This is a genomic window from Neolewinella aurantiaca (genome assembly GCF_008014675.1).
In the GTDB taxonomy this organism is placed as follows: domain Bacteria; phylum Bacteroidota; class Bacteroidia; order Chitinophagales; family Saprospiraceae; genus Neolewinella; species Neolewinella aurantiaca.
Map to the genome: position 1 here is coordinate 128971 of NZ_VOXD01000002.1, position 24305 is coordinate 153275.

Annotated in this window: 17 protein-coding genes; 10 read left to right on the forward strand and 7 right to left on the reverse strand. The window is 55.5% G+C overall.

Features of this window, described 5'->3' with window-relative positions:
* The first annotated feature begins 39 nt into the window (after positions 1-39).
* The 3 genes from FUA23_RS01760 to FUA23_RS01770 all read left to right on the forward strand — a co-directional run bounded on the left by FUA23_RS01760 (position 40) and on the right by FUA23_RS01770 (position 5370).
* Entirely contained in the window at positions 40-756 is a 717-nt protein-coding gene (locus tag FUA23_RS01760) for a CPBP family intramembrane glutamic endopeptidase (RefSeq protein ID WP_147928985.1), read from the forward strand.
* Between the two features lie 200 nt (positions 757-956).
* On the forward strand, positions 957-4460 hold the full coding sequence (locus FUA23_RS01765) for a pyruvate carboxylase (RefSeq protein ID WP_147928986.1): 3504 nt from the start codon (positions 957-959) through the stop codon (positions 4458-4460).
* Positions 4461-4719: 259 nt separating this feature from the next.
* Complete coding sequence (locus tag FUA23_RS01770; protein WP_147928987.1) at positions 4720-5370, forward strand: hypothetical protein; 651 nt, start codon at positions 4720-4722, stop codon at positions 5368-5370.
* 37 nt (positions 5371-5407) lie between these two features.
* Here FUA23_RS01770 and FUA23_RS01775 read toward each other — a convergent pair whose 3' ends face one another.
* Positions 5408-5980, reverse strand: a complete 573-nt coding sequence (locus tag FUA23_RS01775; protein WP_147928988.1) for a DUF6580 family putative transport protein — start codon at positions 5978-5980, stop codon at positions 5408-5410.
* A 298-nt stretch (positions 5981-6278) separates the two neighbouring features.
* On the opposite strand from FUA23_RS01775, the gene FUA23_RS01780 reads away from it, so the two are divergent.
* Both FUA23_RS01780 and FUA23_RS01785 read left to right on the forward strand, forming a co-directional pair.
* Positions 6279-7544 carry an MFS transporter gene (locus FUA23_RS01780; protein WP_147929100.1) on the forward strand — a complete coding sequence of 422 codons (1266 nt, stop codon included), beginning with the start codon at positions 6279-6281 and terminating at the stop codon, positions 7542-7544.
* Between the two features lie 202 nt (positions 7545-7746).
* Entirely contained in the window at positions 7747-8766 is a 1020-nt protein-coding gene (locus tag FUA23_RS01785) for a YihY/virulence factor BrkB family protein (RefSeq protein WP_147928989.1), read from the forward strand.
* 2 nt (positions 8767-8768) lie between these two features.
* Here FUA23_RS01785 and FUA23_RS01790 read toward each other — a convergent pair whose 3' ends face one another.
* Complete coding sequence (locus FUA23_RS01790; protein WP_147928990.1) at positions 8769-9314, reverse strand: GNAT family N-acetyltransferase; 546 nt, start codon at positions 9312-9314, stop codon at positions 8769-8771.
* Between the two features lie 206 nt (positions 9315-9520).
* A complete protein-coding gene (locus FUA23_RS01795; RefSeq protein ID WP_147928991.1) occupies positions 9521-11206 on the reverse strand; it encodes an RluA family pseudouridine synthase in 1686 nt (561 codons plus the stop codon).
* Between the two features lie 212 nt (positions 11207-11418).
* Here FUA23_RS01795 and FUA23_RS01800 point away from each other — a divergent pair, with 212 nt between their 5' ends.
* Positions 11419-11787, forward strand: a complete 369-nt coding sequence (locus FUA23_RS01800) for a BlaI/MecI/CopY family transcriptional regulator (RefSeq protein ID WP_147928992.1) — start codon at positions 11419-11421, stop codon at positions 11785-11787.
* On the forward strand, positions 11784-13376 hold the full coding sequence (locus FUA23_RS01805; protein WP_147928993.1) for a M56 family metallopeptidase: 1593 nt from the start codon (positions 11784-11786) through the stop codon (positions 13374-13376). Before FUA23_RS01800 ends, FUA23_RS01805 begins: the two co-directional genes overlap by 4 nt.
* An 8-nt stretch (positions 13377-13384) precedes the next feature.
* On the opposite strand, the gene FUA23_RS01810 is transcribed toward FUA23_RS01805, so the two are convergent.
* Positions 13385-14212: a glutamate--tRNA ligase family protein gene (locus tag FUA23_RS01810; RefSeq protein WP_319923257.1), complete on the reverse strand. Its 828-nt coding sequence runs from the start codon at positions 14210-14212 to the stop codon at positions 13385-13387.
* Positions 14213-14508: 296 nt separating this feature from the next.
* Here FUA23_RS01810 and FUA23_RS01815 point away from each other — a divergent pair, with 296 nt between their 5' ends.
* A complete protein-coding gene (locus FUA23_RS01815) occupies positions 14509-15318 on the forward strand; it encodes a C1 family peptidase (RefSeq protein WP_147928995.1) in 810 nt (269 codons plus the stop codon).
* 813 nt (positions 15319-16131) lie between these two features.
* On the opposite strand, the gene rocD is transcribed toward FUA23_RS01815, so the two are convergent.
* From rocD to FUA23_RS01830, 3 genes are all read right to left on the reverse strand, one after another.
* Complete coding sequence (gene rocD / locus FUA23_RS01820; RefSeq protein ID WP_147928996.1) at positions 16132-17415, reverse strand: ornithine--oxo-acid transaminase; 1284 nt, start codon at positions 17413-17415, stop codon at positions 16132-16134.
* A gap of 90 nt (positions 17416-17505) precedes the next feature.
* Positions 17506-17937 (reverse strand): hypothetical protein, encoded by a 432-nt coding sequence (locus FUA23_RS01825; RefSeq protein WP_147928997.1) that lies wholly within the window; start codon positions 17935-17937, stop codon positions 17506-17508.
* Between the two features lie 915 nt (positions 17938-18852).
* Positions 18853-20553 carry a DUF2207 domain-containing protein gene (locus tag FUA23_RS01830; protein ID WP_147928998.1) on the reverse strand — a complete coding sequence of 567 codons (1701 nt, stop codon included), beginning with the start codon at positions 20551-20553 and terminating at the stop codon, positions 18853-18855.
* 466 nt (positions 20554-21019) lie between these two features.
* Between FUA23_RS01830 and FUA23_RS01835 the strand changes: the two genes are divergently transcribed.
* Entirely contained in the window at positions 21020-21910 is an 891-nt protein-coding gene (locus FUA23_RS01835) for an alpha/beta hydrolase (protein ID WP_187270848.1), read from the forward strand.
* A 734-nt stretch (positions 21911-22644) separates the two neighbouring features.
* Positions 22645-24108, forward strand: a complete 1464-nt coding sequence (locus FUA23_RS01840; RefSeq protein ID WP_147929000.1) for a TROVE domain-containing protein — start codon at positions 22645-22647, stop codon at positions 24106-24108.
* Positions 24109-24305 lie beyond the last annotated feature (197 nt).

Sequence of the window (24305 nt, forward strand, 5' to 3'; positions counted from 1 at the left end):
TCGACGTTAACCCTCGTACCCTTTACATTTTTATCCTACTTGCTCTTGCCTCTGGCCGACCACATTCTCTTTCTGCTCCTCGGCATCGTTCTGCCGGTTATTCTTCTCGTCACCGGCAACCGAAGACGTAAGGGTACCCCAATACGCTGGTCGGAGAAAATGAAAGTCGGGCTTTATTACAGCAACGGCCTGTTGCTCTACGGAATGGCCGCTGCGGTAGTTGTCACCTGGTTGCTGACTGGCCGTCCGCTCACGGAGATTGGTCTGGGGTGGGGCAAACTCCCGTACGACCTGACGGCAGTTCTGCTGCTGGTCGGGTTTCTTGTGCTTTACCTGCTTGATCTTTACTACGAAGCCGGAAGCCCCGCAAGCAGGGAAGAGACCCGGCAGGAGTTCAAAAAGCTGGGCTTTCTGCCCGTAAACGCTTATCAGTTCCTTCATTTTCTCTTTTTGGCCCTGGCGGCTGGTGTTGGGGAGGAAATAGTGTACCGTGGCTTCATGATCAACTACCTGTCCGGGCTGTTCGGCGATACCGGCTGGGCGGTGGTGGTGGTTCTGCTGGGACCAGCCATTGCGTTCGGGGTAGGGCACATCTACCAGGGCTGGCGGGCGGTGGGGAAAATCATTGCGATGGCGGTGTTGTTTGGCTTTTTCCTTCTGCGTACGAATACGCTTTGGCCTCTTATCCTGATCCATACCGCCGTCGACGTTCTGGGCGGATTGCTCAGTTGGTATTTGCAGGGGCGGGAAGAGTGATTCGGGCGGCGCGGACGCAAGTGCCGGGTAGCGGAGGAAGGGCAGAGCAGTAACAAACCGAACCATGCACCTGCGTCCGCGCCATATAAAATCGTAGAAAAAGAGATTGTTGGTCACCAAAGCTAAGTTGAAGGGAGGTTTTCTCTTTCTTTCCAAACCTTCCTTTACTATCTTGGCCCTAACCCCTCAAAATTTCAGTTATGGCCGTCCCCCCAATCACTCGTTTCAAAAAAATATTAGTCGCCAACCGTGGCGAGATTGCAATTCGTATCCTTCGGGCAGCCAGTGAGTTGAAGATAAAGACCGTAGCGATTTACACTTACGAAGACCGGTACAGTCTTCACCGCTACAAAGCCGACGAGAGCTACCAGATTGGCCCCGACGATGAGCCGCTGCGCCCGTACATCGATATTCCTGCCATCATAAAACTGGCTAAGGAGAAGAACGTAGATGCTATTCACCCCGGTTACGGCTTCCTCTCAGAAAATGTAGATTTTGCCAGAGCATGTCTCGAGGCAGGTATTGAATTCGTAGGTCCTGCGCCACACAGTATGGATCAGCTGGGCGATAAAGTCGCCGCCAAAAACCTGGCCCGTCGGGTTGGGGTTCCATTGATCCAGGACAGCGATAAAGACATCTCCGACCCCGAGGTAGCAGCCTCCGAAGCGGCCAGAATCGGCTACCCCGTCATCATCAAAGCCGCCTCCGGCGGCGGTGGACGGGGCATGCGGGTGGTCCGCAACGAAAAAGACCTTCGGGTAGAAGTCGTGGATGCCGCCAGCGAAGCCAAAAAGGCTTTCGGTGACGGAACGATTTTCCTCGAAAAATTCATCGAGAACCCGCGCCACATCGAAGTGCAGCTGCTGGGTGATCGCCACGGCAACCTGGTTCACCTCTTCGAGCGCGACTGCTCTGTTCAGCGTCGTTTTCAGAAGGTGGTTGAGGTGGCTCCTGCTCCTAACCTGAGCAAAGCGGTAAAACAGAAACTATACGATTACGCCCTGATGCTGGGCCGCGAAGTAGGCTACTACTGCGCCGGTACTGTCGAGTTTCTCGTAGATCAGGATGACTCGATTTACTTCATCGAGGTGAACCCGCGCATCCAGGTAGAGCATACCATCACCGAAGAGATTACCGGCATTGACCTGGTACGCACACAATTCCTCGTCACGATGGGCTACCCGCTGCGCCACGAAACGATTTTTATCCGCGAGCAATCCGACGTAGTCGCCAACGGCTTCGCCGTTCAGTGCCGTGTTACCACCGAGGATCCCGAGAACGACTTCAAGCCTGACTACGGAACCCTGATTGCCTACCGCTCCGCTTCGGGTATGGGCATCCGCCTCGATGCAGGCTCGGCCTTCCCCGGCGCGGTGATCTCTCCTTACTTCGACAGTCTGCTCGTGAAAGTAACCAGCTCCGGCCGGACGCTGGAAGGAGCATCTGACCGCTTGCACCGCGCCCTGCGCGAGTTCCGCGTACGCGGGGTGAAAACCAACGTCGGCTTCCTGCTCAACCTGTTGGAAAACGATGACTTCAAGAAAGGCAAAGCGACGGTCCGCTTCATCCCCGATCATCCCGAACTGATGGCCCCGAAAGGGTTCCGGGACAGAGGAACGCGCCTGCTTTCTTACCTCGCCGAAACGATCGTCAACGGCAACCCCGACGTAAAAAACTACGATCCGGAACGCAGCTTCCTGAAACCGCAGGTGCCGGCCTTCGATAAGTTCGGAGAACTGCCAAAAGGCAGCCGTAACCGGCTGCAGGAACTGGGCCGGGATGGCTTCGTCGACTGGCTGAAGAACGAAAAGAAAATTCAGTACACCGATACTACCTTCAGGGATGGTCACCAGAGCCTTCTCGCCACACGGATGAGGCTGGTGGACATGCTCAACGTGGGCCGAAGCTACGCTATGAACCAACCACACGACCTCTTCAGTATGGAAGTGTGGGGTGGGGCAACTTTCGATGTCGCTATGCGGTTCCTCCACGCCGACCCCTGGCGGCGACTGAGGAAACTGCGCACGGCTATGCCAAATACCATCTTTCAGATGCTGTTGCGCGGCAGTAACGCGGTTGGCTACAAAGCATACCCGGACAACCTGATCGTGAAGTTCATCGAGGAAGCGGCCCGCGGTTTCGATATCCACGACGAAGAGGGGAACATCACCGGTGAAACGGGAGGGATCGATCTCTTCCGCATCTTCGATTCCCTCAACTGGGTGAAGAATATGGAAGTGAGCATTAACACTGTTCGCAACAATACCAACAGCCTGGCCGAAGCGTGTATCTGCTATTCCGGCGACATCCTCGATACCAAAAAAACGAAGTTTACGGTAGATTACTACACCAAACTGGCCAAACAGCTTGAAGATGCCGGTGCGCACATTCTTTGTATCAAAGACATGGCTGGCCTGCTGAAACCGCTGGCCGCTACCGAGCTCATTCAGGCGCTGAAGGAATCTGTTGACCTGCCCATTCACCTCCATACCCACGATACGTCCGGCATCCAGAGTGCGACTTACCTCCGGGCCATCGAAGCGGGAGTGGATGTAGTGGACGTGGCGATCAACCCGCTTTCCGGCCTGACGAGTCAGCCGGGCTACAACTCCATCGCGGCCATGATGCAGGGCCACGAACGGGAAAACCCGGTCAACCTGCCGTTGCTCAATCAGTACGCCGATTACTGGGAAACCGTACGGAGCTACTACTACCCGTTCGAGACTGAACTGCGGGCCGGTACTGCGACCATCTACGACACAGAAATTCCCGGCGGACAGTACTCCAACCTGCGCCCGCAGGCCCGTGGGCTTGGCCTGGAAGACCAGTTCCCGACCATCCGGAAGAACTACTCTGCGGCCAATGATCTCTTCGGTAATTTGATCAAGGTGACACCTTCCAGCAAGGTAGTTGGCGACATGGCTATGTTCATGACCAGCAATAACCTGACCCCGGAAGATGTTGTCCGCAGAGGCGCGAAGCTCGACTTCCCGGACAGCGTGAAAAACCTCATGCGGGGAGACCTCGGCCAGATCGAAGGAGGCTTCAACACCGACGTGCAGAAACTGGTACTGAAGGACGAACAGCCCTACACCGACCGGCCCAATGCCCACCTCGACCCGATCGATTGGGATGAGGCACGTAAAGAATACACCGAGCAGTTCGGAACACCACCGGCTGACGATAAGCAGTTGCTCAGTTACCTCCTTTACCCGAAAGTTTACGCAGATTATTTCACCCACGAGGAAGCATACGGGCAGGTTGCAAACCTTCCATCGCATGCATTCTTCTACGGCCTGAAACCGAACGAAGAGGTGCTGGTAAGACTGAGTGCCGGCAAAACGATTACCATCAAGTATCTGAACATGACCGAGTCGGACGCTCAGGGTAACCGACTGGTCTTCTTCAGCCTGAACGGCCAGACGCGCAGCATTACGGTGCAGGACCGGAACTCCGGGAAGGAAATTGTGCGTAACGTCAAAGCCGCTGGCGCTGGCCAGGTGGGCAGCCCGCTGATGGGCAACCTGAGCAAGGTGCTCGTAAAGGTCGGCGACCAGGTTAAATCGGGAGACCCTCTCTTCGTTATCGAGGCGATGAAGATGGAATCCACGATCACCAGCCCGGTCGACGGAGAGGTTCAGAGCATTGCGCTCAAGGAGAAAACGCTCGTCGAAACGGATGACCTGGTGGTTACCGTTGGATAATTTTTCCGGGCGCTGGCGCAGGTGCAAGGTTGGTTAAGCTTCTCTTTTCTGCTTGCCGCCACGGCTCTTGATTTCGTTGAAAACGCAGGTGAAGCTTCAGCTTCGCCTGCGTTTTTTGCTTTGTAAGGGCACCTTACGCTTCGTTTACGCGACTTGTAGTCGCCCCTCCCGAGTATTCACCAGAGGTGAAGGTGGTCGGTTGATGTTGCAGCGGAGACGCAGAGCGTCGCCCCTCGGCTGTAAGTGCTACCTTCGCGCCATGCAGAAACCATTATCCTCCTACCTTTCCGAAAGTCCGGTCTTCACCTACGAGCTTACCATCAGGGTAAACCGGAAGACATACATCGACCGTATCGTTGCTTTTGAACAGGCTTTTCTCCGCATCGGGGAGGAGTACGGGATGTTTGTGGCTGTACCCTTCAAGGAAAATATCAACTTGAGCATTGAGCCATTATTGGAGAAATACGGTAAAGAGCGCTACCTGAGCATAGAGCAGCGCAAGACGGAGCGTCTGCGTTTGCTCAACGTTGAGGAGTCGAAGTACTTCCGTAATCGTGTCCGGTACCTTGGTCTGGATATCCGCGGTGCTGAGTTTGAAGACGATATTACCGTTGCCCCTGTAAACCATGACGATGAACTTGAGCACCGGTCTGCGCTTAAAATGATGGAACTCCTACCTGGGCCCGGTCTCGACTATGAAGACCTTATGGATGAGTTTTACTGGGAGGAAGACCTCCGCGTAAGAATCAAGTCCTCGGCCAACATCTGGCTCGAGGAGATTACCAACGAAGCGGGCGATACTACCGATAATCGCGCGGTTGCCGGGCGGGTTTTGCCGGTGTTCAATGCATGGCTCAAGGAACTCGAGGCTCTCGTAAAGGCTGAAAAAGGTAGCCTGAAGCTCATCTGAAATATTTCCTCTGCTCCCTGACCGGGAGGCTAACCGATTACCGTGCGTGCTCCAGAGCTGGTTGGCCGGTAGGTACGCCGCTGTACCGCGCAATGCCGAACAGAACACCCGAAAAGAGGACGTTAGCGGCAAGGCTGTTCAGTAAAAAAGGAAGTCCGGCGGCGTAAGCAGCAATAAGTCCGGCACCGGTCTTGGGGTACATCATCCCGGAGGCCCAAACGCCGAAGTTGGTGACGATAAAGAAGAGGAGGGTTGCCGAAACGGCTGCGCCGCCAACCTTTAGCCAGGAGAATTTCACGTTACGCAGCAGCCCCATGCCGAGAACCGCCATCGCTACGATTGCTCCGGTAGTCCAGTAGTTCATGCCCCAGTAAAAGCCTTCGTAGTACGACGCATAAATGGTGTTGTTGAGGGCCAGGTCACTCAGGTAAAAGGCCAAAACAGGTACGATGACCGCCAGCCAGCGCTTAGGTAGAGCAGCTGCGCCAAATAACGCCATAGCTCCTACAGGCACAAAGTTGGGCCAGTGGGGTAGCAGTCTGCTGGCGGCAGCAACAAGGATAAGGCCAGTGACCAGAAGAAAACTTTTCGGAGCGGTGGATGAAGACATGGACAATAGTTTTGCGGGGCAAAGATACAGAGCACCGGTTTACATACTGCCTGGCGGTCATACTTTTTGGTTTTTGCCTCTGATCTGCTCTTACGGAGGGCGTATTTGTCATTTTTCCCTGATCCGGCCCGGTGGTTGTCGCCTTTGCGCTATCTTCCCGGCCTGAAGTTCAAATCCGGTAGTAGTGTGCCGGCGCTGGAGCTTCACTTTTAGTTGATTTTAGCAAAACTCGAAAGTAGTGAAAAACCAAACTCCCTCCCGGGCATCGTATGCCCTTTTGTCGTTACCTGCCACAGCGATGGGCTTTGCGCTTTGCGTGCAGATTGCCGCACTAAGCTGGATTCTCAACACCAGATACGGGCTCAACCTCGAAGAAATCGGTTACGTCTGGCTGGCTGGTCCTGTGGCCGGCATCCTCGGCCAGGTGATCATCGGAGCCATATCGGATAATGTATGGTTCATGGGCGGCCGGCGCAGACCGTTCATCGTCATTGGCGGTATAATTGCCGCGCTGATGATTCTTGCACTGCCCAACCTGGGCGTGATCGGTACGGCATTGGGCGTAGAGAGCATCATCGGGATCGCAATTGCGGTTGCCCTTACGCTGGATCTTGCCATCAATATAAGTTTCAATCCGGCCAGGTCCATCATCGCCGACGTAACGCCGGCTGGGGATGCACGAACAAAAGGTTACACCTGGATGCAGACCATCTCAGGGTTCTTCGGTGTACTTGCGTACCTGATCGGGGCTTTCGTCAGCAACTACTTCCTTATCTATACCGGCGCGGTCATTGTCTTTCTTTTCTCCGTATTTCCTGCTTTTTTCATTAGTGAACCCCGAAAACTTGACGGTGAAGACCTGAAGGACGGCGTGGCTTCCGCCGCAGATGTCGGCGTGGATGTCATCGATGCGCACGTGACGGACAATGCCGTCCCGATCGGCGGTACCAACTGGCCGGCATTTCTGAAAATCTGTCTGGCGCACGCTTTCACGTGGGTGGGAGTACAGACGATGTTCATCTATACCTTCGGCTACATCAAAGAGGTTATTATGGGATACGACTCCAACGCAACCCTGACGGACATACAGAACAATGATATCGGCTTTACGATCGGAGTTGCTTTTGCCATTCTCAATACCGTGGGTTTCCTGCTTCCTGCGTTGGTGCTGGAACCCATTGCTGAGAAGATCGGACGGGTGAAGACCCATACTTTGGCAATCGCCGTAAGCGCCGTCGGCTATCTGCTCATCGTATACCTCGGGCAAACGGTGACTTCCTTCTTCGTCCTCATGGCGGTAGTTGGCGTGGGCTGGGCGGCTATTGTGAGCCTTCCCTTCGCCATCATGTCAGAAGTCGTCGATCAGCGCAGGATGGGACTCATGATGGGGCTATTCAACCTTTCCGTTGTGCTGCCTCAGATAATAGCTTCCAATCTTGGCGGATACATTGAGCATGCATCCGACAAGTCTTTGATTTTTTGGATTGCGGCGGGTACACTGGGCGTTTCAGCCGTGTTGTGGCTACTCGTCAAGGAAACCGAATCTACCGAACTGGCAGGGTAGGGTACCCGGAGTCGCAGCCGTTCACATTGCTCTTCAACCCGTATTGCACCTGCGTGCCCGCCACATTATGAACCTGCGGGCGGACGTCCGACGTTTCGGCCGTCAGGAAGTGCGTCGTGAATAGGGGGCAATATTCCCTGGTTTATGGCGTGATACCCGAACCTGAATTCACCGGCTTCCGTTACAACGGAAAGCCTAATCCGTGGAAGAAACCAACATCTTTAAACGCATTTTTGCCTTTTCGAAGGACGTTATTAGTCAGTATATGGACGATGACGCGCTGAACCTCGGCGCGGCACTCGCCTACTATACGGTTTTTAGTTTTGCTCCCATGTTGGTAGTGGCGACCACCGTTGCCAGTTACTTTTTCGGTCAGGAAGCCATCAGTGGCCGTTTGAACGACGAGATGGAAGGCCTCCTTGGCCGCGATGCCGCAAATTCTTTGTCTGAGATCATCAGCAACGCATATGTTTCCGGTGATACAGTACTGGCGACGACCATCGGGGTGGCAACGCTCATCTTTGCTGCTACCGGTGTTTTCGGTAACCTGAAAATCAGCCTCAATAAAATCTGGAACATCCAGCCGACTCCGACGAACGGTATTCTCGCTTTCGTTTTTACGCGCCTGCTAAGCTTTGGCTTTGTGGTAGGACTTGGCTTTTTGCTCATGATCACCCTTGTTATTAATGCCCTGGTGATTGGTTTTATGGACCAGATCGGAGCGCTCTTCCCCGCTCTGAGTTCTCTGATGCTCGGCTTCACCAGTTGGGCCGCAACGACCATAGTGACCGCTTTCATTTTCGTTTTGCTGTTCCGCTATTTGCCCGACGCGCAGGCACGCTGGAGGGATTTATGGGCGGGAGCTATCTTCACCGCTCTGCTTTTCGGACTGGGCCGTTTCCTGATCGGCTTTTACATCGGTAACAGTGATTTCTCGAGCACTTATGGCGCCGCCGGTGCGCTGATCACCCTGCTGGTATGGACTTACTACAACAGTCAGATTCTCTTCCTTGGTGCTGAGTTTACCCAGGTTTGGGCCCAGTGGAAGGGTAACCCTATTATCCCCGATGAGCACGCGGTGAAGGTGAGAAGGGAGATGGTAGAGGTAGACAGAAATGAGGTGCGACCCCAGCCCGCGGGGGCGTTAAAAGCCTACGAAAAGAACGAAGAAGTGACGCCGAAGCTGGTGAACAATAAGGGCGATGACGCAGGTGCAAAGTGAGTTCACCGTGGAAGCTCGGAGGACAGGATGCCGTAGCAAACATGATCATGATAGGTACCTGCCTTGAGGATGTCTTGCCGGAGAACGCCTTCGAGGGACATTCCTATTTTTTGCATAACCCGCCCCGAGGCAACGTTCTCCGCAATGTGTGTGGCGGTGATTTTATTGAGATCTAAATCGCTGATACCGTACCGAACGATTTCCCGGGCCGCTTCCGTTACCAAGCCCTGTCCCCAGAATGGTTCCGCGATCCAGTACCCAAGTGTAGCACGGCACCCGTCAGGTACCATCGTCAGACCGATGCCACCCATAAAAGCGCCGTCCTCTTGCGCACGAATAGCAAAAATATGGTGGGTGCCACTTTTGTAGCCGGTATTGGCGAGGTTCAACCAGAAAACTGCATCGGCCTCGGCGTACGGATACGGCAGGTTCATGGTGTACCGGGAAATATTTTTGTTGGCGGCGTACTTCGTAATGAGGGGAATATCGGCCACTTCGAGCGGCGACAACAGAAGGCGATCGGTACGTAAGGTCGGCTGGGTAGGCATAGCGGAGGTGTCTGGGCTCGTGTTGGGTGAGCGGTTTCTTTTGGAGGTAGATTGTGTAATCTGAGGGAGTTTGACTTTACTGCTTTTGAACCCCTACCCCTATCCCGCGGGGGAGGGGCTCGTGAAAACGCTATGCGTTTTGGGTTAATACCGTCGGTCTGTTTTACCCTAAACTACACACTTGTCTTTTAGAGGCCACCAATAGCTCAAAAAGTTGCCTTTACCTCAAAACTTACTTCCTCTTTGGTGTGCGGATGAATAAAACTGATCCATTCGGCGTGGAGATGGAGCCGGTCTGCGGGCTGGCCATAGAGGTCGTCGCCGATGATGGGAGTATTGAGGCCGTGCGGATGAGCGCAGTGAACCCGCAACTGGTGGGTCCGTCCGGTCACCGGCCAGAGGTGGACGCGGGTTCGCCCGTTCTCCCGGCCAACTACCTTCCAGTGTGTCCGCGAGGTTTTACCGTGTTCGTGGCATACGATCTGGCGGGGCCGGTCTTCGATGTCGCCGCGCAGCGGCAGGTCGATGATGCCTTCGTCGCCCGCAACTTCGCCCTCGAGCAGGGCCACGTAGCGTTTCTTCACCGATCGTTTGAAGAACTGGTGTTGCAGCAGTTTGTGGGTCTCCTTGGTTTTGGTGAGTAACAGCAGACCGGAGGTACTCATGTCGAGGCGGTGGACGATCAGCGGCCCCGTCGCTTCCGGAAACTGCTGTTTGATGCGCAGCCAAACAGAGTCTTCGATGTTCCGGCCGGGTACGGAGAGGAACTCGTGCGGTTTGTTTACCACCAGCAGGTGATCGTCCTGAAACACGATCGGGAGTTCCTTACCCGCAGCGGGGTTTTCGAGCATCGGGTTAGGGTCTACTTCCAGCCCGACGAGCATGTGGCTAAGGATCGGTTCGCATTTGCCCCGGCAGGCGGGGTAGTAGTGGCCGTGCTTCCTGATCTCGGACCGCGGGGACTGCCCCCACCAGAATTCGGCCATCGCCACGGGTTTGTAGCTGTGGAGGTAAGCGAATTGAAGGAGCTTGGGCGCGGCGCATTCCCCCGCGCCGGCGGGCGGCGTTTTGAAGATGGTGTCTTTGAAGATATCGGTCAGGTCCCGGACTTCTCCGTTGGCGTCCAGAAAGCGGTATTCGGCGAAAATGCGGTGTTGGAGATCATTCGACATGGTTTTGCGGAGTGTCTTCAGCCGGGTAATCTCATCGGTGAGAACCGCGAGCTCGCGGGTGGCCGTTTCGATGCGTTTGTCCCAGGCTTTAACGAGGTCCTTCATGCCGAAGTGACGGCCGACGGATTCGCGGGCGAGCTGCTCTTCAAGCGCGGTGACCTGCTCGGGTGACATCGTTGCGCGGGCGGCTTCGCGCTGCCGCTTGCGGTCTTGCTTAGCGGCCTTGATGTCGGCTTTTTCCTTTGCTATTTCGTCCTTTGCCTGTGCCTGCGTGCGCGCCAGGTTTTCCTTCGCTAAGGCGAGCTCCGGCGCTTGCTCCAACGCTTCGAGTTGGGCGTTTACGGCATTGACTTCTTTCTCGCCTTTTTTATAGAACCCCTCGGCCAACAGTACATCGTAGACCGGCGGGACGAAACCCGGCAGGTGATTGGAGTTGGCAAGCTTGCCCGAATAAGCGGCAAGAAAACCGAGCTCTCCGGCTTCATTTTCGACCACGAGTACGCCGAACATTTTGCCCTTTGCGCCAACTTCAACCTCGTTGTTGTGTCCGAAATCGTGTTGCCATTCGGTTTGGTTGCGCAGGTGATCCTGCAGGCAGGCCACTGCCTGTAACGCAAGCGGATGGGGCGTGTAATGAAAAGGGAACGTGAACCGATCGGGCGGGGGCGCGGCCGCAGGTGCAGGGAAAGGATGGAAGAATGTATCGAACGATGTTGGCATTGGCGCGCAAAGGTCGGTATTTTTCCCGGTGCGGGTTGTACCGCACCAGGTAAAACTATCACAGCAACAATAGGGGGATGAAGCTTCTTTGATCTCGATCCTTCCTCTGCAGCGGAAGGAAAACTGTTAAAAACCGGATATCCACCCACCAAAGTTTGCGCGTCTTGCATCTTGGGTCTACATTTGTAGAACAAAATCGACAAACGTAGACCATGCCCTTATCAAATACCGAAGAACAATTAATGAAGTACCTCTGGGAGCTGGAGCCCTGCTTCATGAAGGACCTGCTGGAAGCGCTCCCTGAACCAAAGCCGGCAAAAACCACCGTTGCCACCCTCATCAAGCGGATGACGGACAAAGGGGTCGTCGGTTTTAACCTGCGGGGCAACAGCCGGGAATACTACGCCTTGGTGAGTAAAAAGGACTACTTCGGAAAACAAGTCAAGGGGATGATCTCGGACTTTTTTGCGGACTCACCGACGGCCTTCGCTTCGATGTTCACCGACGGTGCAGACCTCAGCCGTGAGCAACTGGAGGAGCTTCAGCAAATGATCGATGACCAGCTAAAGCAAAAGAAATGATCTGGCTGACCTACCTGCTGAAAACAATGGCGATTCAGTTGATCGCCTTGCTCGCGTACCGTTTCCTGCTCGACCGGGAGCCCATGGGACACTGGAAGCGCGGATATTTGCTGGGGAGCCTGGTGCTTTCGCTGATCATACCACTATTGACCGTCCCGCAGCTCTTCGCTGAGGCGGTAAACGCACTCTCCCCGGCCGACAATGTTTACCTGTTGGACTTGTACCGTAACGAAATGGCCCAACCGACAAACCTTAGCGCTACCGCTGAGGTCTATTCCCTGAGCGATCTGCTGTGGGTGCTGGTAATCGGTTTCTACCTGCCTGGCCTGGTGATGTATGCATTACGGATGGTGAAGGCGCTGCGGGCCGTCAGTGACCGCCGTGGCAAAGGGGTGAGTAAACAGAAACACCCTTCGGGGGTATGGCTGGTTGGCCTGTCCGAAACGGTGGCTACGCATACTTTTCTCAACTACATATTCTTTAGTGCTGCGACGCCTCCTTCCAGGGAAGTACTGGCGCATGAGCTGGCACACGCCCGGCAGTGGCACAGCCTGGACCGGCTCTTCATCGGCGCATTGCGGGTGGTGTTCTGGTTCAACCCTCTGCTGCAGTACTACGAACGTGCCATCCGGATCAACCACGAGTTGCTCGCCGACCAGGCGGTGCTGCGGGGAGGTGCAGATCGTACATTTTATCAACAACAATTACTCAAAGCCCTGCGTAACCCGGCCTCGCCGGCAATGAGTAGTGGAGTTGACTTTCACCTAACTAAAAAACGATTTCAGATGATGAATTTACCCAAAGTCCGGAGCCAGCGTGCTCAGGCAAAATTACTAACAGCAGGTGTGCTGTGGCTGGCGTTACTGCTAAGCTTCGGGCAGGCCAGTTACGCACAGATCGCCCCGCCGTCTAAAGCAAACAAGCAGGTGATCTACCGTAGCAGCGATATGCAACAGAACATCCCGACGGCGAAGCAACTGACAGCCTGGGGTAGCAACGAAAATAACCGAATCTACGTAGACCATAAACTGGCTGGCAATGGTAAGTTAGCCAACTACGCTGCCACTGATTTTAGCCACTATTATGTGCTGAAACGTCCGGAAGGATCTGACAACGAAGGTGTGAACGTTTATCTGTTTACCCAGAAAAATTACCCATGGCCCGATGTTCCGCCACCGCCGCCACCTCTGCCTCCGGCAGCGCCCGGAGCTGGACCAAAGGCTCCTCCTGCCCCACCAGCTCCACCCGCTGCACCCGGTCAACCCGTAACAGCTCCGCCTGCTCCTCCGGCCCCTCCCGCAGCGCCCGGTATGGCTCCGCCGCCACCGCCGCCGCCGCCACCGGCAGTTAAAGGACATCCTACCAATAAGCAATTTACTGCGTGGCAGGATACTGATACGTACGGCGTTTGGTTGGACGGTAAGCGGATTGAAAACACTCAGTTGAAAAACGTCATGCCTGCAGACATTCACTACTATTCGACAAGTACCCTGAAGCCTAGCGCAAGAGATTACGGAAAGTATGAAAGCCAGGTTTCGCTGTACACCAAGAGCTACGCTGAGAAGATGTTCAAGAAAATGAACGAGTAGGTTACCGGTTATTTCCCAATCCAGCCATTAACCGTAGCCCGAAGTACTTCCGGCTTAAACGCCGGGCCGAGCCCGGATACGCCCTCCGCTCCCGCCGATTTACTGAGTTTATCGCCATCTTCTCCGGTAATCAGAGGATGATGCAAAAAGCGGATGCGTTGGAATAGGTCCCCGAAGCCCATCATTTCCGAGAGGATGGCCTGGGCCGCCGTACTGGGCAGCAAATCCTGGCCACGACCGACGGTATTGATGCCGAACAGAACATCATCGACCACACAGGCCGGCTGGTAACTCGGCCGGCCATCTTTTTTGCGGACTACGAAGTCGGGCATCGCAGCGTGGAGGTCGACGGTGAAGCCTTCGGGCGCGATGAGATCGGGGATAAGGACGGGCTCGAGGTCGCGGGTGTTGATGCGCCAGGCGACGTTCTCTGCCTCCAGGGAAACTTTGCCCTGAAGACAACCGTGTTGATGGCGCCCCGCAGCGAGTTCTTTGCGGGAGCAGGGGCAGGCAAAGAGCAGGCCGGAGGCGCGGAGCTGATCGAGCGCGGAGAGGTAATTTTTCATCCGGTGTTCCTGGCTCCAGCGGGCGTGAAAGTCTTGCGGGGAAGAAGGGCCGTCGGTTACCTTGATGCCGAGCAACTTAACGACACGGAAGATGTCTTCGAGGTATTCTTCCCGGAAGCGGGCGCGGTCGAGGTCATCGATGCGCAGCCAGATGCGGCCGGCTTCGCCGGCCAGGGCTGCATTGAGCACGAAATTGGCAGCGTTGCCCCGGTGGAGGTAGCCCGACGGAGTAGGGGCAAGGCGGACGATATTTGAGCTGCTGTTTTCGATGTCTGGTGATTGGGTTGATGAAAGGCTAAATTACAACGGGTTCGCTTTCCGGCGGTCTTCACTGTGAATAACAAATTGCACGAACGAAAACACAGGGGCGAGCCCCTGTGCTACGAGAGACTGACCTCCGGCCCTAGGACACTTGCGCCATTCGCGTGGATTCCTGCAATTTGTTACTTACGGGCACAGCCCTTTGCCTGATAACCGTTCCGTAAACCACGGAGCACAAGGCAAACGAAACACCCGTCTTCGGGCGTTATCTCTGCGTCTATCGTTACCAACTTATTATCAGAGCTATGAACCGTGGTCTTCTCACCTTGCTTTTCCTGTCCTTTGTGTGCACCTGCGCCAGCGCCCAGCCTACTTACAACAGTACCCAAAAAAACACCACCGCCGTACTTGGCCTTGAGGGGAGTGCGGTGCTGGATCAAATGATGTTCTACATCCCCGGCATAGGCAGCAACAGTCGCGAAGAACTGGTACGGCAGAACATCAAAAGTTACATGATGCCGATCCGGCAGGCACCCAGTGCACAGATGGAATGGGCTTACGCGCTCGCCGGCGCGGTAGAGTTTTACCAGAACCTGAACAACAACTATAAGGATAATCTCAGCCCGGATTACCTGACGCTGAATCTGGCCGCTCAGGGCAAAAAACCGGCAATGGAAGATGGCCTGCGCTTTCTGATCCAACAAGGTACCGTCTCGGCGGCCATCGTTCCGTACGGTACGGCAACCATCCCAACCGCAGTGTACTCCGTGCCGAAGTATACCATCTCTAACTTCGGCTACCTGTTCCGTCCCGAAACGCGGCCCCGTAACCGGATCTTCGAAAGCCGTAAGGCCCTAAGCCGTGGTAACCCCATCATTGTTGAACTGAATACCGATAACACTTTCACCTCGCTCAGTACCAGTTCTTACAGCACGGCCACGCCAACCGGCGAGACGCATTACCTCACGGTGGTCGGTTACGACGACAATACGAACACCTTCGAATTAAGGGGGATCTTCGGTCGCCACTGGGCCGATGCCGGTTACGTCCGGATCAGCTACGACGATTTCGGGCGCTTGGCGCGGACGGGCTATGTGATTATTCCTAAGCCGTAGTTGGTAGTATGTAGTTGGTAGAGTGTAGTTGGTAGTGCTGCCGCGCGTTGGATGCGTTACGGGCGGGACATCCATAGGAATTCTCAGTTGCGCCTCGGACAGAGTGTAGTTAGTAGTACTGCCGCGCGTTGGATGCGTTACAGGCGTGACGGGCGGAATTCGCATGGGACATCCATGGGAATTTTAGTTGCGCCTCGGACAGAGTGTAGTTGGTATTGCTGCCGCGCGTTGGATGCGTTACAGGCGTGACGGGTGGAATTCGCATAGGACATCCATGGGGATTCTTAGTTGCGCCTCGGACAGAGTGTAGTTGGTAGTGCTGCCGCGCGTTGGATGCGTTACAGGCGTGACGGGCGGAATTCGCATAGGACATCCATGGGAATTCTCAGTTGCGCCTCGGACAGAGTGTAGTTGGTAGTGCTGCTGCGCGTTAGATGCGTTACAGGCGTGACGGGCGGAATTCGCATAGGACATCCATGGGAATTCTCAGTTGCGCCTCGGACAGAGTGTAGTTGGTAGTGCTGCCGCGCGTTGGATGCGTTACAGGCGTGACGGGCGGAATTCGGATGGGACATCCATAGGACTTCTCAGTTGCGCCTCGGACAGAGTGTAGTTGGTATTGCTGCCGCGCGTTGGATGCGTTACAGGCGTGACGGGCGGAATTCGGATGGGACATCCATAGGACTTCTCAGTTGCGCCTCGGACAGAGTGTAGTTGGTAGTGCTGCCGCGGCTCCCGACTCCAAACGCCCGACTCAGCAGCGCTTCGCGCTGCACGGCCACAGCGGAAGCACTACCTTCTACCCACTACCTTCTACTTACTAAACCCCTCCGCTACTCCGGCAATGATGTCGCAAGCCTCATTCAGCTGTGCCTCGGTAATTACCAGCGGTGGTGCGAAGCGAATGATATTGCCGTGGGTGGGTTTGGCGAGGAGACCGGCTTCGGCCATCGCTACGCAAAAGTTCCAGGCTGTTTTGCTGGTTTCGCTGTCGTTGATGATGACTGCGTTGAGAAGACCCTTGCCCCGCACTTTGGTGAACAGGGCTGGGTAAGCATCAACGAGTTCTTGCATCCGGGCGCGGAAGACGTTGCCGAGGTGACGGGCGTTTTGGGTTAGCTTTTCGTCGACGACAACCTCAAGGGCTTCGCGGGCAACGGCACAGGCAACGGGGTTACCTCCGAAGGTAGAGCCGTGCTGACCGGGTTTGATAACGTCCATCACTTCATTGTCGGCCAGTACCGCTGACACCGGGTAGGTGCCGCCGCTGAGGGCTTTGCCAAGAATCAGGATGTCGGGGCGGAGGTAAGTATCTGGTTGGCGTTCACAGTGTCCGGCGCAGGAGCAGTCGCCGCAGATGCGCAGCAGGCCTCCGGTACGTCCGATGCCGGTCTGGATTTCGTCGGCAATAAAAAGTACGTTGTGCTTAGCACAGGCGTCGCGGATGGCGGAGAGGTAGCCGGCCGGAGGTACAAAAACGCCGGCTTCGCCCTGAATGGGTTCTACCAGAACACCCGCAATGGTTTCCGGGTCGTCGGCGAGGGCTGCGCGCATGGCATCGGCGTCGCCATAGGGGACGCTGACGAAACCGGGGGTGTAAGGACCGAAGTTGCCTTTGGCGTCAGGGTCTGAACTAAAGGAAATAATCGTAACGGTCCGGCCGTGGAAGTTTTGTCCGCAAACAATGATTCGGGCCTGATCGGCGGGGATGCCTTTTTTCTCGTATCCCCACTTACGACAGAGCTTAATGGCCGTCTCCACGGCTTCCGCCCCGGTATTCATGGGCAGTACTTTGTCGAATTTGAAGTAATTGGTAAGGTACTTTTCGTATTCGCCGAGCTGGTCGTTGTGGAAGGCGCGGCTGGTGAGGGTGAGCTTACGGCTCTGCTCCACCATCACATCGATAATGCGTGGGTGGCAGTGGCCCTGGTTAACGGCAGAGTAGGCACTCAGGAAGTCGAAATACTGCTTGCCTTCCACGTCCCAGACGTGGCAGCCCTGGCCTTTGCTCAGCACTACGGGCAGCGGGTGGTAGTTGTGTGCTCCGTGCTCGTCTTCAAGTGCGATGTGGTAAGCGGAAGTGGTGGTATTGGTCATGATTGGCTTTATTCCCCGCAAATATACGGGCGCGGACGCAGGTGCAAAGAAGAGTTTTGAGGAGGGGTGGCTTTAGCCGCTAAGCTTCAATTACCACAGACCATTCCTGGTTTCCACCAACTGAGGCCCGCTATCGTTGAGCGTCCACTCCAGCAGGCCGAGTTCCAGTTGTTGCCTGAGTATTCTTTTCCTGGAAACATGCATGTCTGAAGAATAGGGCTCTCCAAAAATCTGAAGGGAAAGCTCGTTGAGTCGGCCTTTCTGTTGAGTAAGTACGACATCCTTGACCGCTAAATATGTCTCGTAGGTCGCTGCTCGCTCTGAATGCAGGGACACGAAAAATATGGTGTCCTTATCAATTGCCCGGTAAAGATGATTGTTTACCAGGTCTTCAAGTTGAATCAGCTCAATGTGCTTGCCCTCGCAATAGATTCGGTTCTCAACTATTAGGTCGAGGTGGAGAATATGGCTGGCGGGGATAAAGAGCGTATCGCTGGAAATTTCGTAGTTATAGTAGGGCATTCTTTCTGAGATGCCCTTGTCATACCAACTTTGAATATTGCCAATGAATATGATGGCCATTATTCCCAGCAAGCCGAGTTCTGCAAGGAGTAGTCCTGTATTATTTGCAAAATCCGCGTTGGTATGTCGTCGGGACGGTCCTGGCATGCTGAGCAGATGCTTTTTTCACTGCTTTTGTTGGATAGGACCCAACAATACCTAAAATCGGTCGAGTCCGTGCCGGAACACGACGGGAATCTCAACGTAGGAGGCGACCTTCTGCCCATTGATGGTTCCCGACTCCCGACTCCAAAACTCCCGACTCCACCCCCCTCAGGCGGAAGTCGACAGGCCAGCTTCGGTCCGGCTGCGCAAGGCCCAAAGCATTGGACTGGCGACCCGCCGGCTTAGACTCCGGACTCCCGACTCCCGACTCCAAAACTCCCGACTCCACCCCCCCCTCAGGCGGAAGTCGACAGGCCAACTTCGGTCCGGCTGCGCCAGGCCCAAAGTATTGGACTGGCGACCCGCCAGCTTAGACTCCCGACTCCCGACTCCAAAACTCCCGACTCCCCCCCTCAGGCGGAAGTCGACAGGCCAGCTTCGGTCCGGCTGCGTCAGGCCCAAAGCATTGGACTGGCGACCCGCCGGCTTAGACTCCGGACTCCCGACTCCCGACTCCAAAACTCCCGACTCCCCCCCTCAGGCGGAAGTCGACAGGCCAACTTCGGTCCGGCTGCGCAAGGCCCAAAGCATCGGACTGGCGACCCGCCAGCTTAGACTCCCGACTCCCGACTCCAAAACTCCCCCCTCAGGCGGAAGTCGACAGGCCAACTTCGGTCCGGCTGCGCAAGGCCCAAAGCATCGGACTGGCGACCCGCCGGCTCAGACTCCAGACTCCAAAAACCTTGCACCTGCGTCCGCGCCGTAAAAAGATTACCATCCCCCGGAGCCACCGCCTCCGCCCGAGACGCCGCCACCTCCGCCGGCGAATCCGCCACCTCCGCCGCTGGAGGGCGGCGAAGCAGCACTTTGGTAGGCACTATTCATCCGGCCGCCGAAGCCGGACATCAGGTAAGGGGCCATATACATCGAGTTGTTGCGGTTGTCCTGCTGTAGGGTACTAGTTACGTCCGAGGTGAGGTCGGCGGCCCAGTTGTTCTCGATGCCTAGTGCGATTGCGTAGGGCAGGATAGACTGGAAATAAGACTGCGTCATCTCTGGCGCACCGGGGATGGCCCGGCGTTTCTCTTCGCTCAATTTGAGGTATTGCTTCATCCCCTTTATTTCGGCCCAGAGCGCGACCTTGTCTGCCGAGGGCTGGCGGATCAGCCAGGCAAAAATTCCCGACCCGGCGGTCAGCAATAAAATGGTTCCGATAAAGGCTGCAAAGCCCGCTGCATTGGCGTTGCTGATGAAGAAGACCCCTACAATTACCGTTGCCAGTAATATCAGCGCGAAGGGCAATACTTTCCAACCGTTGGTTCCCTGTTTAAGGTAGTCGCGGTGTTGTTCGCTAAGGTTGTTGTTGTGTTCGTTGGTGGCTGTTTGCAAACGCTCGTCAAATTCTCCGTCCAGTTCTATGTCTCCTGCATCGCAAAGGTGGGCGTAGAGGATGGCTTGCTCGGCCGGCAGGTCATTCCCGATTGCTTTGTTCTGCGGCCGGAGGATGAATATTTCTCTGCTGGAGAGGAAGCCGCTGCGCTTCTCTTCCTCGATTTTGAGGTAGCCTTTCACCGCCAGAGCGGTAAGCGATGCGGTCAGTTGCGTCTGGCTGGCGTAACCGCTGTTGAGGTAACTGATACTGGCCGGCGATAGGCCCCGCGGCGGGGTAAACTGATGGACTACGGGAGGGGACGGAGGATCGACGCCATACTTTTTCCAGTTGGTGTAACCATACACTAAAGCGGCCAGTATGCCTAACAGGCTCGCCCAGAGCGTACCGTTTTGCTGCAGGGGAGTGGGTGGAGGGGGAGGAGGAGGCTGGTAAAATGAACCGGTCGGGAAGGCCGCCGCAATGGTGAGCCCTTCGCCTGCAGCCAACGGTCGGTTGAGGGTAAAGGCGAGTGTGTTGCCACTGCGAACGACCTCGCAGCGCGACTGATCGTTGCTCCCTGTTGCACCGGTGTAGCAGGCGGTGGTGAGGACATCTAAGCCGGAGGGTAGTTGCAGCTCAACTGCTGCCGCGTCTACCGGGAGGCGCAGGTCGGAACTGAAGACAGACCAACGCAATTCGTTGGTGTTATCGGTGAAGTAGATTTGATCGTCGGAGGTGTAGTCAAGTTGATAGCTGTAAGTACCGGGTTCTAGTTTACGTTTTTTACTGCCCAGGTAAACGGTGCGGAAACCGCGCTTGCTTTCTGTATGGAAATCCTCAGGAGCCCCGTCTCGGGTAGCAGAAATGACTTTATAGTCTACCTGCTCCCTTTCTCCATCGTCTCCGATCGACGCACGCCGCAGAGGGCGGGTAATACCGCGCTCGATCTGGTCGCCGTTGGCGGTTACCCGAATCTGTTCGCTCACCTTCACATCTCCTTCGGAGTTGAGTTGTATGGTGGCTTTGAAGTCATTGAAACGCTCCGTCTGGGCGTTGGCAAGAAAGGAAAACAGACAAAGAATGAAGATGAGCTTACGCATGGTATGTGGGCTTGTGCGTCGGTAAGTTGGGACAGAAGGCCGGATTCTCAAAGGCTTATCGACGAATACTTGCTCCGAGGCGATGATTGAGGCGCAAACGCAGGTGCCATGCGGAGGATCACGAACGGGGTTGTTCTTTTCACCACGTCTTGTGACCTTTTTTCGTACCGCCCGTCATAACGGTTGTATTGACGATTCAACCTACTTCATATAGATTCTGAAGCCTGCCTTTTTTAGGTGGGCTTTAGTTTTTTATGCCCTCAGCTACCGGGCGCTCAAAGACTCAACTCAATTTCGCCTGCGGCTCAATTTCGCTGAGGGCTTCGAGACCCTCGCTCTGGGGCGGGCTGGCCAACCCAAGGGTCTCGAAGCGCCCGCAGGGTCTTCGAGCGCCCGGCGCTGTTGGATGGAAAAGCTTCCTCCATTCCCCAAATTTTTCCCGACCTTGCCGCTCACCCCAAGGCAAATGCTGAAAACAACCCTGATAATCCTGGCCGTACTGGCCCTGCTTCTGGTCCTGGCCGTATTTCTGTTGGCAACCTATGTGTTGCCCTATGCCATTCTGCAACCTCCCCGCCGGACAAACACTACCACTCCGGCAGATTTTGGTTTGCCCTACGAGCATTTCAAATTCAAGGTAGCTGAAGACCTCGAACTCGATGCCTTCTACGTGCCGGCCACCACGGTGGCCCGTGCCAACCTGATTATGCTGCACGGTGTGGGGAGTTGTAAAGAAGTCTACCTCGGCTCGGTCGCCGAGTTGGTCAAAGCGGGCTACAACGTCTTGTTGTGGGATCAGCGCGCCCACGGCAAATCCGGCGGAGAGTACCTGACCTATGGCTACCACGAGAAGTACGACGTCAGCAAAGCCATCGACTGGCTGGAAGCCAGAAACCCCACACTACCCACCGGCATCTACGGCAATTCCATGGGGGGCGCGGTAGCGATACAAAGTATGGCGGGAAACCCCGGCCTCCGCTTCGGCCTCATCGAGAGCACCTTCACCGATCTGCCCGCAGTGGCCAATGCTTACGGCCGCCGCCTGAGCGGCCTGCCGCTGCCACACTGGTTGTCCGATTACGTTTTATACCGGGCTGGCAGGATCGCTGATTTTGAGCCTTTTACCGTTCGCCCCGTCGAGGCAGCACGGAAGGTTACCCAGCCCATCATGCACATCCACGGCGACGCCGACGCCAACATCAATGTATCGCACGCCCACGCGCTGTTCGAGGCCTATGCCTCGGAGGACAAAACCCTGTACATCGTCGAGAACGGCGATCACGCCGATCTTTGGGAAAAAGGAGGAGACGGCTACCGGGATGTATGGTTCGGCTTCCTGATGCGAACGGATTTTTAACCTGTTCCGCAGTCTTCAGACTGCTATGTAATACTGGATAGGGTGTGTTTTCAGGCGCGCACGCAGGTGCAGGGCAGGTTTTTTTGAGCCTCGCTCCTAACTGCGCAGAAAGACTGCGCACTACCAACTGCATCTTTGGACCAGTTCAACGGAACTATGACTTTAATGACATGACGAGCCCGGTGGGCAGATGTATTTCACGGATACTATACCCGCCCCCGGAATCCTTTCTCTTAATTAAATTTAAGGAGTAACGAAACTTATTCAGCGCATTAAAGCATTAAGAAATCCGTCAGAAAAAATCCGGACAGTCATGGAAGGCGATACTTCGTTCTTAACCGAAACCCCACGCCACCAAGCTTTTCTTCCGGATAATTTAAAGACCTGCACGGCAGTAAGGATAGGAGTTACTTCGCTCTAAAAACTGAGAGGTGGCTTCGGCTAACCGCAGTCAGAATGCCTTCGGGCAATCTCCTTCCGTTTTCTCCGTGCATTTATTCAATGATCCAGCCTGCCGGAAAATAACCGGTGTGCTTACGATTTATGCAGCAGTCAGGAGTAGGAGTTACTTCGCATCCAAACCGAGAAGTGGCTTCGGCTAACTTCGGTAGAACGCCCTTCGGGGCAATCTCCTCCCGTTTTCTCTGCATATTTTATAAGGATAGATAAACACCTGAAACCACCCGTTTTTTGTCCCGCCAGTAGCGGTGGGCACTCACATAAACACCCAAAACATGTCTCGTTTCAATATTTTCTCCAAGGCGAAGTCTGCCCCCGACACCATCAACCGTGCGGGTGGCGAGGCTTACCGAACTTCCGCCGAATACCGTCTGGCTTCACTTATGCTCACCAGCTTCGTGACCGATCAGTTCTACCGCGACGCCAACGGCGCGCTGGGCGAACTGATGGGACTCATCGCAAAGGTAGAGCCCGGCTTCGCCGCCCGTGCCGCCATCTACGCCCGCAAGGAGTACGGAATGCGGACCATCACCCATGCCGCCGCTGCGCTGCTGAGCAAGCGCCTCTCCGGCCACCCCGATGCTAAGGCTTTCTACGACCAGATTGTCGTCCGTCCCGACGATATGCTGGAGATCCGGGCTGCCCTGAAACTGATCGGTGAGCGAAAGCTGACCAACGCGATGAAGAAGGGCTTCGCCGCCGCCTTCGACCGTTTCGATGGCTACCAGATCGCCAAGTACCGCGCGGATAATAAGGACATCAAGCTGGTCGACATGGTCAACCTCGTCCACCCCGTTCCTACCCAGCGCAACGCTGCCGCCCTTCAGGCCCTCGTGGATGGCACCCTCACGAACACCGAAACCTGGGAGGCCAAGCTTAGCGCCGCCGGTGCCGAGGCAACCTCTGATAAGGACAAGGCTAAGCGAAAGGCTTCCGCCTGGGCTGACCTCCTGCGCGAAAACAAGCTGGGTTACTTCGCTTTGCTGCGTAACCTCCGCAACATCATCGCGCAGGCGCCCAAGTTGGTACCCCTCGCCTGCGAACAACTGGTAGACGAGAAGCGACTGCGCGGCAGCAAGGTCCTGCCGTTCCGCCTGTTGACCGCTTACAAACAGTTTGCCGGTACCGACCGCAACGAGCGTAAGGTTCTGGACGCCATCGAGCGTGCCGCCGACCTTGCCTGCGCCAACATGCCGCAGTTAGACAACACCCTCGTGGTGATCGACAACAGCGGTTCGATGGCCTGTGGAGTTGCTGGTTCTCACCATGTCAAGTGCAACGAAACCGGAGCCCTCTTCGGTTTCGCGCTGGCGAAGCGCAGCGGTGCCGACCTGATGGAGTTCGGTACCTCCGCCCGGATGATCCCGTACCGCAACAGCCAGACTGCTCTGGACTTCGCGATGAACTTCGAGAAGAACAACAAGGTAGGGCATGGTACCGATTTCAAGGCGATCTTCGGTGCGGCCAAGCGTAAGTACGACCGCATCGTGATCTTCTCTGACATGCAGGGTTGGAAGGGGGGCCACTGCCCGAAGGATGCCTTCTCCGCTTACCGGAAGCGCACTGGTGCTGATCCATTCCTTTACTCTGTCGACCTGGCGGGCTACGGCAGCCTTCAGTTTCCGGAGGACAAGGTGGCCACCATGGCTGGTTTCAGCGAGAAGATATTCGAAATCATGGCTATGGCCGAGACCGATTCGCTGGCTCTCATCAACCGTGTTCGTGCGGTTGAGTTGTAAACTTTGTTATTTGTCCCATTTTCGTCCCTTTCCGGCTTTGGCCGGGAAGGGGCGTTCTGTTTTGTGAGCAAAAATACATTTCCCCAACATTGATAAACGCGGCCCGTCTTAAGCCCGATTGCGCAAGAGACAGGGGACCTTTAAAAACTAAATTGTATTAAAAGAATAAGCCCTCTCACTTGAGAGGTGAGAGAGCC

Coding starts and splice junctions, on each gene's coding strand:
- FUA23_RS01765 (WP_147928986.1), top strand. CDS start 957: ATGGCCGTCCCCCCAATCACTCGTTTCAAAAAAATATTAGTCGCCAAC.
- FUA23_RS01770 (WP_147928987.1), top strand. CDS start 4,720: ATGCAGAAACCATTATCCTCCTACCTTTCCGAAAGTCCGGTCTTCACC.
- FUA23_RS01775 (WP_147928988.1), bottom strand. CDS start 5,980: ATGTCTTCATCCACCGCTCCGAAAAGTTTTCTTCTGGTCACTGGCCTT.
- FUA23_RS01780 (WP_147929100.1), top strand. CDS start 6,279: ATGGGCTTTGCGCTTTGCGTGCAGATTGCCGCACTAAGCTGGATTCTC.
- FUA23_RS01790 (WP_147928990.1), bottom strand. CDS start 9,314: ATGCCTACCCAGCCGACCTTACGTACCGATCGCCTTCTGTTGTCGCCG.
- FUA23_RS01795 (WP_147928991.1), bottom strand. CDS start 11,206: ATGCCAACATCGTTCGATACATTCTTCCATCCTTTCCCTGCACCTGCG.
- FUA23_RS01800 (WP_147928992.1), top strand. CDS start 11,419: ATGCCCTTATCAAATACCGAAGAACAATTAATGAAGTACCTCTGGGAG.
- FUA23_RS01805 (WP_147928993.1), top strand. CDS start 11,784: ATGATCTGGCTGACCTACCTGCTGAAAACAATGGCGATTCAGTTGATC.
- FUA23_RS01815 (WP_147928995.1), top strand. CDS start 14,509: ATGAACCGTGGTCTTCTCACCTTGCTTTTCCTGTCCTTTGTGTGCACC.
- rocD (WP_147928996.1), bottom strand. CDS start 17,415: ATGACCAATACCACCACTTCCGCTTACCACATCGCACTTGAAGACGAG.
- FUA23_RS01825 (WP_147928997.1), bottom strand. CDS start 17,937: ATGCCCTACTATAACTACGAAATTTCCAGCGATACGCTCTTTATCCCC.
- FUA23_RS01830 (WP_147928998.1), bottom strand. CDS start 20,553: ATGCGTAAGCTCATCTTCATTCTTTGTCTGTTTTCCTTTCTTGCCAAC.
- FUA23_RS01835 (WP_187270848.1), top strand. CDS start 21,020: ATGCTGAAAACAACCCTGATAATCCTGGCCGTACTGGCCCTGCTTCTG.
- FUA23_RS01840 (WP_147929000.1), top strand. CDS start 22,645: ATGTCTCGTTTCAATATTTTCTCCAAGGCGAAGTCTGCCCCCGACACC.